Annotated in this window: 15 protein-coding genes; 8 read left to right on the top strand and 7 right to left on the bottom strand. The window is 69.1% G+C overall.

All coding sequences use genetic code 11. The features are described from left to right. The first annotated feature begins 142 nt into the window (after positions 1 to 142). The 4 genes from F8566_RS16685 (at position 143) to F8566_RS16700 (ending at position 3,019) form a co-directional block, all read left to right on the top strand. Positions 143 to 538 (top strand): phage holin family protein, encoded by a 396-nt coding sequence (locus F8566_RS16685; protein ID WP_225993249.1) that lies wholly within the window; start codon positions 143 to 145, stop codon positions 536 to 538. Next, positions 535 to 1,008 (top strand): DUF3618 domain-containing protein, encoded by a 474-nt coding sequence (locus tag F8566_RS16690; RefSeq protein ID WP_151561151.1) that lies wholly within the window; start codon positions 535 to 537, stop codon positions 1,006 to 1,008. Before F8566_RS16685 ends, F8566_RS16690 begins: the two co-directional genes overlap by 4 nt. Before the next feature lie 253 nt (positions 1,009 to 1,261). Further along, on the top strand, positions 1,262 to 1,666 hold the full coding sequence (locus tag F8566_RS16695) for a gamma-glutamylcyclotransferase family protein (RefSeq protein ID WP_151561152.1): 405 nt from the start codon (positions 1,262 to 1,264) through the stop codon (positions 1,664 to 1,666). Positions 1,667 to 1,792: 126 nt separating this feature from the next. Then, positions 1,793 to 3,019: a PucR family transcriptional regulator gene (locus tag F8566_RS16700; RefSeq protein ID WP_151561153.1), complete on the top strand. Its 1,227-nt coding sequence runs from the start codon at positions 1,793 to 1,795 to the stop codon at positions 3,017 to 3,019. 4 nt (positions 3,020 to 3,023) lie between these two features. On the opposite strand, the gene F8566_RS16705 is transcribed toward F8566_RS16700, so the two are convergent. The 6 genes from F8566_RS16705 to F8566_RS16735 form a co-directional block, all read right to left on the bottom strand. Then, positions 3,024 to 3,851, bottom strand: a complete 828-nt coding sequence (locus F8566_RS16705) for an NAD(P)H-binding protein (RefSeq protein WP_151561154.1) — start codon at positions 3,849 to 3,851, stop codon at positions 3,024 to 3,026. A gap of 556 nt (positions 3,852 to 4,407) precedes the next feature. Beyond that, entirely contained in the window at positions 4,408 to 5,865 is a 1,458-nt protein-coding gene (locus tag F8566_RS16715) for a sensor histidine kinase (RefSeq protein WP_151561156.1), read from the bottom strand. Further along, complete coding sequence (locus tag F8566_RS16720) at positions 5,862 to 6,566, bottom strand: response regulator transcription factor (protein ID WP_151561157.1); 705 nt, start codon at positions 6,564 to 6,566, stop codon at positions 5,862 to 5,864. The genes F8566_RS16715 and F8566_RS16720 overlap by 4 nt, the downstream gene beginning before the upstream one ends. Before the next feature lie 129 nt (positions 6,567 to 6,695). Continuing rightward, positions 6,696 to 7,184 (bottom strand): DUF5666 domain-containing protein, encoded by a 489-nt coding sequence (locus tag F8566_RS16725; protein WP_151561158.1) that lies wholly within the window; start codon positions 7,182 to 7,184, stop codon positions 6,696 to 6,698. A 107-nt stretch (positions 7,185 to 7,291) separates the two neighbouring features. Next, complete coding sequence (locus tag F8566_RS16730) at positions 7,292 to 7,801, bottom strand: protein-tyrosine phosphatase family protein (protein WP_151561159.1); 510 nt, start codon at positions 7,799 to 7,801, stop codon at positions 7,292 to 7,294. 189 nt (positions 7,802 to 7,990) lie between these two features. After that, entirely contained in the window at positions 7,991 to 8,929 is a 939-nt protein-coding gene (locus F8566_RS16735) for an EamA family transporter (RefSeq protein ID WP_151561160.1), read from the bottom strand. Positions 8,930 to 9,036: 107 nt separating this feature from the next. On the opposite strand from F8566_RS16735, the gene F8566_RS16740 reads away from it, so the two are divergent. Next, entirely contained in the window at positions 9,037 to 9,537 is a 501-nt protein-coding gene (locus F8566_RS16740; RefSeq protein WP_151561161.1) for a MarR family winged helix-turn-helix transcriptional regulator, read from the top strand. A 117-nt stretch (positions 9,538 to 9,654) separates the two neighbouring features. On the opposite strand, the gene F8566_RS16745 is transcribed toward F8566_RS16740, so the two are convergent. After that, positions 9,655 to 10,533, bottom strand: a complete 879-nt coding sequence (locus F8566_RS16745; RefSeq protein ID WP_151561162.1) for a DUF3455 domain-containing protein — start codon at positions 10,531 to 10,533, stop codon at positions 9,655 to 9,657. 250 nt (positions 10,534 to 10,783) lie between these two features. On the opposite strand from F8566_RS16745, the gene F8566_RS16750 reads away from it, so the two are divergent. The 3 genes from F8566_RS16750 (at position 10,784) to F8566_RS16760 (ending at position 13,646) form a co-directional block, all read left to right on the top strand. Next, positions 10,784 to 11,188 carry a DUF4259 domain-containing protein gene (locus tag F8566_RS16750; RefSeq protein WP_151561163.1) on the top strand — a complete coding sequence of 135 codons (405 nt, stop codon included), beginning with the start codon at positions 10,784 to 10,786 and terminating at the stop codon, positions 11,186 to 11,188. Positions 11,189 to 11,345: 157 nt separating this feature from the next. Continuing rightward, on the top strand, positions 11,346 to 11,702 hold the full coding sequence (locus tag F8566_RS16755; RefSeq protein WP_225993250.1) for a hypothetical protein: 357 nt from the start codon (positions 11,346 to 11,348) through the stop codon (positions 11,700 to 11,702). 564 nt (positions 11,703 to 12,266) lie between these two features. Then, positions 12,267 to 13,646: a DUF2201 family putative metallopeptidase gene (locus F8566_RS16760; RefSeq protein WP_225993251.1), complete on the top strand. Its 1,380-nt coding sequence runs from the start codon at positions 12,267 to 12,269 to the stop codon at positions 13,644 to 13,646. Positions 13,647 to 13,654: the final 8 nt, after the last annotated feature.

Raw genomic sequence — 13,654 nt, forward strand, 5'->3', positions numbered from 1 at the left:
ACTCCGCCAGATAAGAGACTCGCCGTTGACGGGTCCGTGACCTGCGCATACCCGGGCCCGTTCTCCGTCCCTCCGAAACCGCCAGACCCGTTAGGACCCCGGCACAGCGGGTATCCGAAGGGACTGATCGAGGAGGAGACCGATGAGCGATATGACGAGCGCGCCGACGTCGGAACTCGTCAAGCAGCTGAGCGAGCAGAGTGCCCAGCTCGTCCGCGAGGAACTACGTCTGGCCCAGCTTGAGCTACGGCAGAAGGGGAAGAGCGCGGCCCAGGGCGCCAAGATGTACGGCGGCGCCGGCATCACGGCTCTCTACGGCGGCGGTGCGCTGATCGCCGGAGTGATAGCGCTGCTGGCGCTGGCCCTGCCCGTCTGGGCGGCCGCAGTGATCGTTGCCGCCGTCCTGTTCGTCGTGGCGGCCGTGCTCGCGCAGCGGGGCAAGAAGGAGATGGCCATGGCCACGCCGCCCAAGCCCGAGCAGACCGCCGAAAGCGTCCGGGCCGACGTTCAGGAGATCAAGAACAGGGGCCACCGATGAACGAGCGCAACCAGGATCTCAACGCACAGCGGGAACGCACCGAACAGGCCCGCAACGACCTGGGCGCGACGGTGGGCGAGCTCGCCTCGCGCACGGACGTCAAGGCACGGGCACAGCAGAAGGCCGGAGAGCTGAAGGAACGTGCACGCGAGGCGACACCCGAGGCCGCCACCAAGGCCGCCGAGCAGGTCCGCAAGCGCCCAAGGCCCGTGGCCGGCGCAGCCGCCGCAGCAGCCGTCGCCCTCATCATCGCCCGCCGCGCCCTGCGCAACCGCCAACAGCACACCCGCCGCACCTCGGCCCGCCGCATCATGGGTCGCCGCCGCACCATGGGCAACCGCATCATGGGCCGCCGCCGCATCCCAGGTAGCCGCGCTCTGGGTGGGCGCCGCGGCATAGGTGGCCGTGCCTCGCGCGTGGCCAGCAAGGCCAGGCAACGGGGCATCTCCCGGCCGTTCCGTAAAAAGTAGGGCCTGAAACGGCGCCGGCGGGGCAGGCGCTGGTGTGCGGATGCTGCGTTCGACCGCGACTGCGTTCGACCGGGGCTGGTTCGGCCTGGGCTGGTTCAGCCCGGCCGGTTCGGCTGAGAACGGGGTCTGCGCGGCCCTGCTTAGCCGGGTGTGCGGCCCTGCTTAGCCGTGTGCGGATGGGAGGACGCGGCCGCTTCGGCATCGCGGTGGGTGGTGTGCCGGAGGCCTGGTCCTCCGCGTACGCTGCGAGAACATGACCGCTGGACTGTTCGTGTACGGGACACTGCGTTTCCCGGCTGTGCTGGAGGTCCTCCTCGGCCGTGTCCCGGATCTGGCCCCGGCGACCGCCACCGGCTGGCGTGTCCGGGCGCTTCCCGGCGTCGTCTATCCCGGCCTCGTCGCGGATCCGGAGTCTGTCGCCGAAGGTCTGCTGATGACCGGGCTGACCGCTGCGGAGCGGCGGCTGCTGGACGAGTACGAGAGTGATCTCTACGAGCTGGTGTCGCTGTCTCTCGATGACGGCCGGACCGCGTGGGCGTACGCATGGAAGGACGCCACCGAGCCGTACGACTGGGACCTGGCGCGTTTCACCGACCACGACCTGGCCACCTATGCCGAAGGTTGCAGATTGTGGCGGCAGGCGTACGACACGACGTGACCTAATTGTTAAAAATGTGACAATTCCGACCTCCCAAACTCGTCCGTCAGCCACTTCTGACTCGGGGGCGGTCAGATGATCCTGGACCGTCAGAGGCACAGGCACCGCGCTCCCAGGGAGGTCCAGATGGGCGAGCCCCCGACGGCCGCCTGCCGTCCACTCACCGAGATCTCGGCCGAGCTCGCCGAGCCACTCCGCCCCCACCTAGAGGCCGCCGCCGAAGAGATGGTCCGTGAGATCAAGGCGCTCGTACCGGAGTACGCCCGGCCGACAGAGAGCGCGTACGGACAACGCATGCAGTGGGCGGTCACCGAGAGCGTCCGGCAGTTCGTGGAGGCCTTCGGCAACAAGGACATCTCCTGGACCACCGTGACCGACATCTTCGTCGGCATCGGCGCGTACGAGGCGCGCAAGGGCCGCAGCCTGGACGGCCTGCAGAGCGCGATCAGGGTGAGCGGCCAGGTGGCCTGCCGCCGCTTCATCAAGGAGGCCCAGCGCCTGAACTGGTCGCTCCAGACGCTCGGCGAGATCACCGAGTCGCTGTTCGTGTTCCTGGAGAAGATCGCCGGGGCGGCTGCCCGCGGCTACGCGGAGGCGCAGGAAGTGCTGGCCACCGAGCGGGAACGGTTCCGCTGGCGGCTGCGGGACCTGCTCGTCGTCGATCCGCCCGCCAGCCGCGAGGCCATCAGCGAACTCGCCAGGCCGGCGCGCTGGGATCTGCCTCGCACCCTGGCCGTCATCGCGGTGCGGCCGCCGGAAGGGTATACGCCGCCCGTGCTGCCTCCGGCGGTCCTTGCCGATTGGCACGGTCCGAGCCCGTATCTGATCGTGCCCGACCCCGACGGCCCCGGGCAGGACCGGCTGATCGCCTCCCTCGTCCGCGGCTGCCAGGCGGCCGTGGGGCCGACCGTCCCCATGACGCGCGGCGCGCTGTCGCTGCGCTGGGCGAGCCAGGCGCTGCGGCTCATCGAACGCGGCGTTCTGCCGGCCAAGGAGATCGTCCGCTGCCTGGACCATGTCCCCACCCTGGTGACGGCGATGAGCCAGGAGCTGATCGACGTCGCGCTCCGGACCCGGCTCGCCCCGCTGATGGACCTTCCCGTCCATCGGCGGGAGCCGCTCGCCCGGACGCTGCTGACCTACATGGAGTGCCACGACAACGCGGTGGCGGCGGCCGAACGGCTGCTGGTCCACGAGCAGACCGTCCGCTACCGGATCCGGCGTCTCGAGGAGATGTTCGGCGACGATCTCTACGAGCCGGACAGGCGGGTCGAGCTCCTCCTGCTGCTGCACACGTGGATCCGCATCCGTTCGCCCGAGGAGGCCGCCGCCGCCCCGGCCGAGTCCGCGTGAACGTTCATCGGAAGGCGTCGGCGTGCGCGGCCGCCCACTGCGCGAACGTCCGCGGGGCGTTCCCCGTGACCTCGCGCACGGTCGGCAGAACGTGGGATTCGTCGAGCTTGCCGTCGGCGTAGAAGGTGAAGAAGGCCTCCACGTACTCGACCGGCATGGTGGCGAGCATGTCTTCCCGCGCCTGGGCGTTGGTCTGCCCTTCGAAGCGCAGCTCACGCCCCAGCACCTCGCCGAGGATGCGGACGCGGTCGGCAGGCAGCAGCGGGTCCGGGCCGGTCGGGTTGTAGACGTTGCCCTCGTGGCCGTCTTCCAGCAGCGCCTCGGCCGCCACCGCTGCGATGTCGTACGGATCGACCATCGCGATCCGTACATGCGGAAAGGGCGCCCGCACCACGTCGCCGCCTGCGCGGATCTGCGGGGCCCATTGCAGGGTGTTGGACATGAAGCCGCTGGGGCGCAGGAGAGTCCAGGGCACGCCGGACTCCCGTACGGCGCGTTCGGACTCGTGCATATAGCGGGAGATGACGTTCTTGGTGTCGGAGGCCAGCACCGCGCCACCTGAGAGGAGCACGACCCTTCCCACTCCGGCACGGTCGATCTCCGCCAGCAGCCCCGGCATGTCCGCGTACCCGCTCAGCAGGAAGACGCCTTCCACTCCTTTGAGCGCGCCCGTGAGCGACTCGGGATGGTCGAGATCCCCGCCGACCGGCTCGGTACCGGCCGGCGCCTTCCCCGGATCCCGTACCAGCGCCCTGACCGCCATCCCGGCCTCGGCCAGCCGCCGCGCCAACTCCCCGCCGACGTTTCCGGTCGCACCCGACACCAAGATCACAAGGACGTCCCTCCATTGGAACCACGATCATCCCGAACGTTCCACAGACCCCGGCCGCGGTCGAGCCCTTTGATCACCTTTTCGACACTGGAAACACTTCCGGCAGTTAAGGTGCCGTTCAGGCGTTCCCGGGGCTCAAATGTCAGACCTTCGGGTAATGATCCGTGGTATGAGCAGAGACTCCCATCCGGGGTTGCGGTGCCCGCATTGCCAAACGGCTCTCACGCTCGTCCCCGCCGCGGGGAGCCAAACCACGACCGTCCCGTCCCCCACGCCTTTCGCGCTCATCCGCGAAGAGGCATCTCCGCCGCCTATCGCCGAGGTCCTGGCCCCTTATGCGGGCCGTGTAAAAGACACCACCACGGCCTTGCGAGGCGCAGCCAAGGTCCGTGCCAGCCTCGACAGGGCACGGCAAGCCGGATCGCAACGCCGGACGACGCAAAAGGCAGCCCGCCGGGCCTTCCGCAGCGCCTGAGCCGCGCGGAAGCACGCCCAAGCGGGCATTGCCCTGCTCGCCGTTCCTCGTTCCGCGTTCCTCGGTGGATCCAGGAACGTGTCAACGCTGGGCGATCGGCTTGTCGACGGGGGTTTCGGGCGCCGGCCGGCTCGCTGTGCCGCCAGGCCCCGGCTGGCTCGCTGTGCCGCCGGGCGGGTGTGGCCCGCGGCCGGCGGGGATCGTCACCCGGACGGTCGTGCCCGCGCCAGGTTCAGAGAGCAGGTCCGCCCGCCCGCCATGGGCGGCGGCGATCGCGGCGACGATCGGAAGGCCGAGTCCCGCCCCGCCGGAACGATGCTCGGCGCGGTGGAAACGTTCGAACGCGCGGGCGGCGTCCTCGGCGCTCATGCCCGGCCCCCGGTCGGCGACCTCCAGCATGACTCCGTGGGGCGTACGGGCCGCACGAACGGTCACCGACGTGTCGTCAGGCGTGTGCACCCGCACGTTGGCCAGCAGGTTTGCGAGCACCTGGCGGATACGGGCCTCGTCCACGAAGGCGGGCAGGGACTTCGGCACGTCCACCTCGTACGAACGATCCGGCGCGACGGCTGACGCGTCCGCGACCGCGTCCCGGACCAGGGTGGCCAGGTCGGTCTCGGCGGGCTGCAACGACTGCCCACGGTCGAGACGGGCCAGCTCCAGCAGATCGCCGACGATCCGGTTCATCCGCTGCGCCTCCTCCTCGATGCGGCGCATCGCGTCCGGCAGTTCGTCGGGGCCGAGCGCGCCGTGCCGGTAGAGCTCCGCATACCCCTGGATCGTCGTGAGCGGGGTACGGAGCTCGTGTGAGGCGTCGGCGGCGAACTCCCGCACCCGGGCCTCGGACCGGCCGCGCGCCCAGAACGCCTGCTCGATGCGTTCCAGCATCACGTTGATCGACGCGGCCAGCCGGCCGACCTCGGTGCGCGAATCCGCGTCCGGCATGCGTGCCCGCAGGTCGCCCCCGGTGGCGATCCCGTGCGCGGTCTCGGCCATCCGCCCCAGTGGCAGCAGCCCGCGCGCGATCAGGTGCCGCCCCAGCAGCGCCAGCAGCCCGATCAGCGCCGTCGCGCTGGCCAGCTCGGCGATCACCAGGTTGCGCACCTCCGAGTGGATCTCGTCCAGCGGTGTCGCGACCACGATCAGATTGCCGTTGCGGGGGGCGGGGCGGGCGACGGCGCGCATGTCCGCGAGCGAGAACGGGTCGAGGGTGTACGAGCGGTCATGGACCCCCGCGAACCCCAGCCGCTGTACCTCGGCGACGGCCGGGGCCGGATCGGGTTCCTGATCGCTGAGCACCCGGATCCGGTTGTCCGGCGTCACCGACAGCACGATGAAGGGAGCCGGCGCGACCCCCTCGCCGGGCAGCCCGGGCCGGACCAGCCGGGCCACCGTCCTGTCACGCGCGGACCGCAGCTGGTCGTCCACCCGGTCCATGAGGTAGCCGTGCAGGAAGAACGCGCTGACGAAGCACGTGATCAACAGCCCGGCCAGCGTCACCGCGAGCAGCCCGGCCGTGAGCCGCGCGTTCAACGTCATGGCCGGAGCACGTACCCCACCCCGCGCCGGGTGTGGATGAGCGGCGGGCCGAGCGGATCGAGCTTGCGCCGCAGATAGCTGACGTAGGTCTCCACGACCTGGCCGTTGCCGTGGTGCTCCCAGCCCCAGACGGCCTCCAGGAGCTGGGCGCGGGTCAGCACCCGGCCCACGTTGTGCATCAGGTGCGCGAGCAGCCGGAACTCGGTGGGCGACAGCTCCACCTCCACGCCCGCCCGCCGCACGGTCCAGCGCACCTCGTCGAGCTCCAGGTCACCGACGCGCAGCACCCCGTCCGCGACCGGCGCGCCGTCGGGGACCGGTTTGGGCGCCGCCCGGCGCAGGACGGCGCGCACCCGGGCCACCAGGGCGTCGATGGAGAACGGCTTGGTCACGTAGTCGTCGCCGCCCAGCGTGAGGCCGGTGACGGTGTCCGAGGGGGTGTCCCGCGCGGTCAGGAAGATCACCGGCACCTCGTCGCCCTCGGCCCGGAGCCTCCGGCAGACCTCGAAGCCGTCGAGGTCCGGCAACATCACGTCCAGCAGGATCAAATCCGGCGGCCGGTCACGGACCTCGCGCAGCGCGGCCGCGCCGCTGCCCGCGGTCGTCGGCTGGAAGCCGTGGAAGCGCAGCGCCACCTCGATCAGGTCGCGGATGTTGGCCTCGTCGTCCACGACGAGAACACGCTGCCGGTCCTCGCTCATGGGCTCCCCCGCCGCATCCTTCCGCTGAATCCTCCCGCCCCCGACGCCGACGTTACTGCAGCCGGCCAACGAGAAGAACCCTCCACCCGCAGGCCCCGGCACCCCCGCCAAGACCGGCAGTCCCGTCGGTCAGCTCGGGGTTGTTCGTGGCCGGTCCTTCCTGTCCGGCACCCGGATGAGCTTGGCGGTACGGGTCGTTCCGTTCTGGTCGCCCCACACCATCACCCGGTCTCCGTTGGCCAGGTCGCCGAGGGCGGCCTTGGCCCGGTTCTTGCGCACCTTGGTGTCGGCGGTGGTGTTCCACGTCCAGCTCACGCCGTCCTCGCTGCGAACGGTCAGGCTCGTTCCGGTGCGTGCCGTGACCTGGCCCCGCTGCCAGGCCATCTCCACGAACTTGCCGTCCCGGCGCACCGTCATCTCACCGTGGACGCCGCGTGCGCCGCGTGCGGCGTGCAGGCGCGGATGCTTGTGCTTGTGGCGGTCCGGGGCTGCCGAGGACGATGCCGTGGGTGAGGGCGACGGCTTTGCCGCGGCCGCTGGAACGGCGAAGTACAAGCCCAGACCGAGCAGTCCCGCTGCGCCGATCGCCGTCACGCCTGTCTTCCTGTCGATTCCCATGGCGTCAGCAAAGCGGTCGTTGCTGCAAAACCTCCTGGAGTTACCTGGGAAAACCCTGGGAAGACGGAGTCGGGGTCACCCGAGTCCGGACGGCACCGGAGTCGGGGTCACCCGTCCAACGCGCCCAGTCCGGTGAGGAGCCGCGCGACGTCGAGGCCGGAGGTGAGGTAGTCGACGAAGAGCGGATTGTTCAGCGCCCATTTGGACCGCCGGTAGCGAACGAGGAAGATCGCGTCTTCGGTCGTGTAGCCGAGGTTGATCAGGCTCTGCACGACGACGAGTCCCGAGCGGTTGTATCCCGAGTGGCAGCGCACCAGCACCCGGCGTCCGTCGCGTACGTCCGCGGCGGCGATGTCGGCCATCCCGCAGACCGCCTCGATCTGCTCTGGGACCAGTGGCCCGTCCGGGACCTCGACACAGTGGTGCTCGACCCCGGCGCCGGGTCCGTGCCCGTCCAGCCGGTAGAGGCTGAGCACGGTGTCGAACTCCACCCCGACCACGGCGCGCATCCGCACGCCGGCGGCGTCGCGGTACACGTGGCCGCCCATCCACAGACCGGGAACGATCTCATGCCATGGCGCGTCCGCGTCGGGCGTGCCCTTGCCCTTGATCCGCATGCCATCGTCCCCTGCGGCGAGAACCAACGTAGATCAACCGGGCTTCACCGTAGTCGGTGCGCGAACCTTTTGGACAATATTCGAATAAGAAGACCCCCGGACCGGGTTCACCCCGGTCCGGGGGCGTGCCGCGCAGCGCTGCGTGCCGTAGATCCGGCGCGTCAGCTCTGGCGCGTGAGCTTTCGCGCGTCAGCTCTGGCGCGTCAGGCTTGGCGCGTCGGCCTGGCGCGGCAGGCTTGGCGCGTCGGCCTGGCGGCGAGCCTGGCCGGCGACGAGGGCGCCGAGGGCGATCGCGAGGCCGAGGGTCTGCCACGGGGTGAGGGTCTGGCTGAGGAAGGCGATCCCGGCCACGGTGGCGACGAGCGGGTTGACCAGGCCGAGGAGGGAGACGGAGGTGGGGGCCAGGTTGCCGATGCCGCGGTTCCAGAAGGCGTAGGCGATGGCCGTGCCGATCACACCGAGGTAGGTGAAGCCGACGACGTTCTCGGCGGTGATCGTGCTGGGCAGCCCCTCGCTGAGAAGGGTGAACGGCGCGATCATGAGGCCGCCGAACGTGAGCTGCCAGCCGGTGACGGCCAGGAGCGGGGCGTCGGGCCGCCCCCAGTGCTTGGTGAGGACGACGGCGAGCCCCATCAGCGAGGTCGCGACGAGCATGACCCCGATGCCGAGCGGATCGATCCGGGCCTCGGAGGTCAGGGTCAGCAACGCGACGCCGCCCGTTCCGACAAGCGCCGAGATCAGGACCCTGCGCGTCGGCTGGAGACGCAGGATCGCCAGCGAGAGCAGCGCGACGATCAGAGGCTGCACCGACCCGATGGTGGCGGCGACGCCGCCGGGCAGGCGATAGGCCGCGAAGAAGAGCAGCGGGAAGAACGCACCGAAGTTGAGCAGGCCCAGGACCGCCGACTTCCACCACCAGGAGCCGAACGGGAGGCGCCGGGTCACCGCCAGCAGGATCAGCCCGGCGGGAAGGGCCCTCAGCGTCGCGGCCAGAAGCGGCCGGTCAGGAGGCAACATCGTGGTCGTGACCACATATGTGGTGCCCCAGGTCGCGGGCGCGTAGGCGGTGAGCGCGAGGTCCTTGACGTGGGGGAAGGACGCGGCGCGCGGGGCGGCGATGCTGGCCATGTGGATCACTCCTCATTGATAATCTCAACGTTGAGATAACATCACGACAGCTACCTCAACGTCAAGTAGATGAACGTTGAGATTATTTCCGTTGAGAGGAGCGCGCCATGTCCGACGCGGTGGACGAGATCCGTGCGCAGTGGGGCCGGGAGCGTCCTGACCTGGACACCTGGCCGATGGGCATCGTCGGCCGGATCAGCCGGCTGTCACGCCTGCTGGACCGCGAGCTGAAGGAGTTCTTCGCGGGTTACGGCTTGGAGTTCTGGGAGTTCGACGTGCTCGCCACCCTCCGCCGGGCCGGTGGGACGAACGGCCTCACGGCGGGCGACCTCAACAAGGCCGCGATGGTGACCTCCGGCGCCATCACCAACCGCATCGACCGCCTCGCCTCCAAGGGGCTGGTCGAACGTGTCCCCGACCCCCAGGATCGCCGGTCCATCCGTGTCCGCCTCACCGACCAGGGCCGCACCATGGTCGACGAGATCGTCGGACCCCACGTGGAGAACGAGGCGCGCCTGCTCGCGAGCCTCGGCTCTGAAGAGCGCACCCAGCTGGAGGCCACTCTCCGGAGCGTCCTTGAATCGCTGGGGGACAAGTCCCTGGAGTAGCCGTCCCGCAGAGGCCGCCAACCGGCCGTACCGCCGTATCCAATCGCCGTCCGGCTGTATCCAGACGCAGACAGGCGGTGCGCACGCAAGGACGCACCGCCTGGCCGCTCGGCATCATCAACTCGCGGCGTCGATGAAGAGATAGTCGGCGCGATACGGAACCTCTGCCTTGCTGCCCGGCTCACAGGACCCGGCTGGAGCGACCCCGCCCACTGTGTTGAGCCGCAGGATCTCGTTGATCCCGGACAGCAGTCCCTTGGGCGCGCCCACCTGGGTCGCGGCCAGGTCGAGCTCCGCGATGTTGCCGTCCCCGTTCGGCCTCCGGGAGATCACACTGCCGGTCACCGCGGACCCGTCCCTGGCCTGCCACTTCGGCGGGCCGGCCGGTCCGGGGTTGACGAAGAAGTGCGAGATCTTCCGTTGCAGCGACGCACGGACGTTGTCCTGGGTGAACGCGAACGTGCCGTTGGCCTGCTGCGTGCAGGCGTAGATCTGAACGCCCTCGCGCACCGCCGCCTTGAAGTTCTGCCGGAGTGCGCGCTTCATGTCGATGGCATTGGTCAGCTTGTGGACCTGCCCTCGAACCGCGCCACCAGCGAACTGCCTGTTGTGCAGATCGATGTAGAAGCTCCCCGGATCGTTCCGGAGCTGATCCAGGAGCTGCTGGTCGGAGACCCGCACGGAACCGCTCACCGACCCCGGTCCCCGCGGCCGCGTGAAGAACGAAATCTTCTTGTCCCCGTTGCTGCCCTTCGCGCCCTGGTGAAGCTCGCCGCTCGTCGGAACGCCGATCCCGCGGAACTCGATGGCGAACGACACCCGATCGCCCTTGACCCCCAGGTACGCGACCGCGCTCCCGTCCTTGTCACCCCCCGGCACGACATTGGCCCCGTTGAGACTGGTGGCGAAGAACGCGCCCGTGTCACCGGCGGCCGGCGTCGCCATGCAGGCCAGGCCGGCGACCGCTACTGCCGTGATGGTGATGCTGCGATTCATGGAGAACCCTCTCCTCGAAGGCCCGAAGCCCCTACGCCAGACCCTTCAGGGCGATACACGGCCGTCCCGGACACCCACGTTCAATTCCGTGGAGAGACCTGAATCACGGCCCCTGCCTTGAACGCTCCCGGCCATCCGCCCCGTACAACCTGGGTTAACCCCGAAGCGAATCGGGCGCAGATAACGGCCAGCGGGCCTTGCCACGCACCGGTATCTTGTTCGCACTCCAGGCGTGGATCGAGGGATACAGATGGGCACATGGGGCCACGGACCCTTTGAGAACGATGCCGCATACGACTATCTGGCCAGCCTCAGAGACGCCGGGACGGCAGGGATCCCTGATGCTCTGCGCCAGACCCTCACGGCGTTCTTGGCTTCTTCTCAGATGGTCAATGCCAAGAGCGCAGATCAAGCGGTCGCGGCGGCCGCCCTGATAGCGATGCGAGCAGGAGCCGGCGCCTCGGTCTCAGGCACTGTCGAAGACTTCCTGGACTCCCACCCGTTCGGTTGGGATGAAGAAATGCGAACGCTGGCGTCGAAGGCGTTCACTCATGCCCTGGAAGCCGAGAACAACGAGTGGCTCGAAGTGTGGGAAGACCAAGTCCCCAAGGTGACCGCGGCGCTGGAGCCGTTCCGCCAAGCGGTAGCCGGCTGACGTCCTGCGAGGGCGAATGCGAGTTCCGCTGAACGAGGCAGATCGGTGGCCGGTCACACCGTTCGTGAACGTGGGCCCGCTGCGGTTCGGGATGAGGCATGGCGAAGTCGTGGCAGCGCTTGGCGGCGAGTCACCGATCGTGTGGCATCCCGGTCATGTGGCTGAGTTCGATGGGGTGACGGCGTACTACGGAGACTCCGAGCAGCTGATGTGCGTAGCGGTCGACGCGCATCATGGCCCGCAGGTCACTTTGGAGGGTCTGCCGCTGGTAGGACGGGTGCCTTCTGAGCTCGGCGATCTGTTCGTCCGTTACGCCGAGTCGCGGGGAGTACAGGTCCAGTACAGCCAGGAGGGCTACGTGGGAGCCGAGGCGTTCGGCTTCGTGATGCGCACGCAGCAAGCCGACGACGCACTGCTCACCCGCCCGGTCTTCGTCGCCCGGGAGTGGGCCGACAGTGTCGCAGACGCCCAACTGGGTTTCGTGCCCCAAGCCGAGTGGATGGTCAGGCGCTGATCTCGACCAGAAGCTGACGGCGTAGCAGCCTTCGAGTGCGGCTTGTCGATGTGCCCATGGGGTGATGGGCTGGGGACAATCTACTCGGAGGTCGGCGGGATGACTGATGGGGAGCGCCTGACTGCGGGCACGTGTGTCATGTGCAAGCAGACCTTCACGTTCGATCCTCGGAGCGTTCCGACAGTTCTCATTGATCCCGAGACGGGTCTGCCGCCGGGGATGACGGTGTTGGGCTCGTTGCGTCCGGCGACGCCGGAAGCCGTTGCCAGATCGACGGACGAGCCGATCTGCCCGCGGTGTGTGAGCCGGGCGCGGCAGTTCCAGGCGGCCAGTGAGTCGACTCCCATGTGGGGCACGTGGCCGTGAGCAACGCGGCATGATCGTTTCGGCGTGCTCTGTCGTATCGAACCGATATCGTGCCTGCGGTCGGTAGGGGGCGAGTCACCGCTGGTGCTCGCGGGTTCTGGAGGCATGGGTTCGGTTGCTCCGATGAGCCTTGGTTCTATGGATCATCATCCGGTCGGGGGCGGGCACGTTCGTCCTGACAGGCGCGCCGGGGCCCCTTTGTCGGATCTGGGTCGGCTGCTGGCGGAAGAGCCGGCCGACCCGGAGGTGGTGGAGGAGGCGCGGCGGCGCAAGGAGGCCGCGCTGCTCGACTTCGGGGTCGGGCAGAGCGTGGTCGCGTCCTGGCTGTACGCCAAGTGCCACCACCACATTCCGACCACCGCGATCCCCACCGCCGCGGTGATGGCCACCGGCGACGGCAGTTGCGCCCTGCTCTACAACCCGTACTTCTTCCTGGAGTTGGACCTCGAAGGGGTCAAGTTCGTCCTGTTTCATGAGGCGCGGCATCTGATGCACCGGCACCTGTACGTGGAGGAGGAACTGCGTACCGACCCGGCGTTCACGCTGGCCGCCGAGGTGGCCATCAACCACGTCGCCCTGCAACGGCTGCGACGGTCCAGCCTGCCCACGGTTCCGGCGGGCGGCTCGCGGGAGCCGGTCGGTGTCGACCCCAGGCTGGTGCACCAGGCGTACGAGGAAGATCTGCGGCAGCAGAAGCTCACGCCGCTGCCCTATGAGGAGTTCGTCTATACCGACCTGACGGTGTACGGCGAGTTGCGCCGGATGAAGACGCTCGACCAACCCATGACGGGCTACTGCGTTCACCTGCGCGATGGGCTCGCCGAGGACGTCCCGTTGGACGCCGAGACCGTGGACCAACTGGGTGACGAGGTGCTGCGCCAAGTGATCCAGGCCGCGCTGCGGCGCAATCCGGCCGCGCGGGACGAGGTGCTCGATCTGGCCGACCGCACAGCCGACGGCGGCGAACGGCTCGACCGGCTGTGGGGCACCTTGGGTCTGGACAAGCTTCGCGGCACCACGCCGAAGACCCGCCGCGTCGACTGGTGGCAGCGCTGGCTGGTCGACGTGCTCGCCTCCAAGCTGGACGAGAGCGAACGCCTGGTCTATCCGAAGAAGCACGGCGCGATCCTGCTGGCCCTGGGCCACGACCCGATGCTGACCCGGCGCGGACCGGAGCGGAAGAAGGTGGTGCTCATCGCGTTCGACACCTCGGGATCGATGCCCGACTCCGTGGTCGACTGGCTGACCACGCTGGTCGGGCAGACCGACGGGGTGGAGAGTCACTGGCTCAGCTTCGACGGCGTCGTGATGCCGTTCGTCCCGGGAGAGCGCGTGGCGGGTGGCGGCGGCACCGACTTCCAGAACGTCGTCGACTACGCCGAGGGCCGGCTCACGGTGAACGGCAAGCGGTTCGAGGAGCACCCCGATGCGATCATCATGGTGACCGACGGCTACGCGCCCCATGTCACCCCGGCCGAGCCCGAGCGATGGATCTGGCTGATCACCGACAACGGCGATGACTGGCCCGACCGGCATCATCCCCCGATGGCCTGCCACCGCGTCACCTCCGGACGATGACCCAGGAG

Source organism: Actinomadura rudentiformis (genome assembly GCF_008923185.1).
GTDB classification, from domain to species: Bacteria; Actinomycetota; Actinomycetes; order Streptosporangiales; family Streptosporangiaceae; genus Spirillospora; species Spirillospora rudentiformis.

Excerpts from the sequence above, each read along its gene's own strand:
- F8566_RS16685 (WP_225993249.1), top strand. The coding sequence starts at position 143 with ATGAGCGATATGACGAGCGCGCCGACGTCGGAACTCGTCAAGCAGCTG.
- F8566_RS16690 (WP_151561151.1), top strand. The coding sequence starts at position 535 with ATGAACGAGCGCAACCAGGATCTCAACGCACAGCGGGAACGCACCGAA.
- F8566_RS16695 (WP_151561152.1), top strand. The coding sequence starts at position 1,262 with ATGACCGCTGGACTGTTCGTGTACGGGACACTGCGTTTCCCGGCTGTG.
- F8566_RS16700 (WP_151561153.1), top strand. The coding sequence starts at position 1,793 with ATGGGCGAGCCCCCGACGGCCGCCTGCCGTCCACTCACCGAGATCTCG.
- F8566_RS16715 (WP_151561156.1), bottom strand. The coding sequence starts at position 5,865 with ATGACGTTGAACGCGCGGCTCACGGCCGGGCTGCTCGCGGTGACGCTG.
- F8566_RS16720 (WP_151561157.1), bottom strand. The coding sequence starts at position 6,566 with ATGAGCGAGGACCGGCAGCGTGTTCTCGTCGTGGACGACGAGGCCAAC.
- F8566_RS16725 (WP_151561158.1), bottom strand. The coding sequence starts at position 7,184 with ATGGGAATCGACAGGAAGACAGGCGTGACGGCGATCGGCGCAGCGGGA.
- F8566_RS16730 (WP_151561159.1), bottom strand. The coding sequence starts at position 7,801 with ATGCGGATCAAGGGCAAGGGCACGCCCGACGCGGACGCGCCATGGCAT.
- F8566_RS16735 (WP_151561160.1), bottom strand. The coding sequence starts at position 8,929 with ATGGCCAGCATCGCCGCCCCGCGCGCCGCGTCCTTCCCCCACGTCAAG.
- F8566_RS16740 (WP_151561161.1), top strand. The coding sequence starts at position 9,037 with ATGTCCGACGCGGTGGACGAGATCCGTGCGCAGTGGGGCCGGGAGCGT.
- F8566_RS16745 (WP_151561162.1), bottom strand. The coding sequence starts at position 10,533 with ATGAATCGCAGCATCACCATCACGGCAGTAGCGGTCGCCGGCCTGGCC.
- F8566_RS16750 (WP_151561163.1), top strand. The coding sequence starts at position 10,784 with ATGGGCACATGGGGCCACGGACCCTTTGAGAACGATGCCGCATACGAC.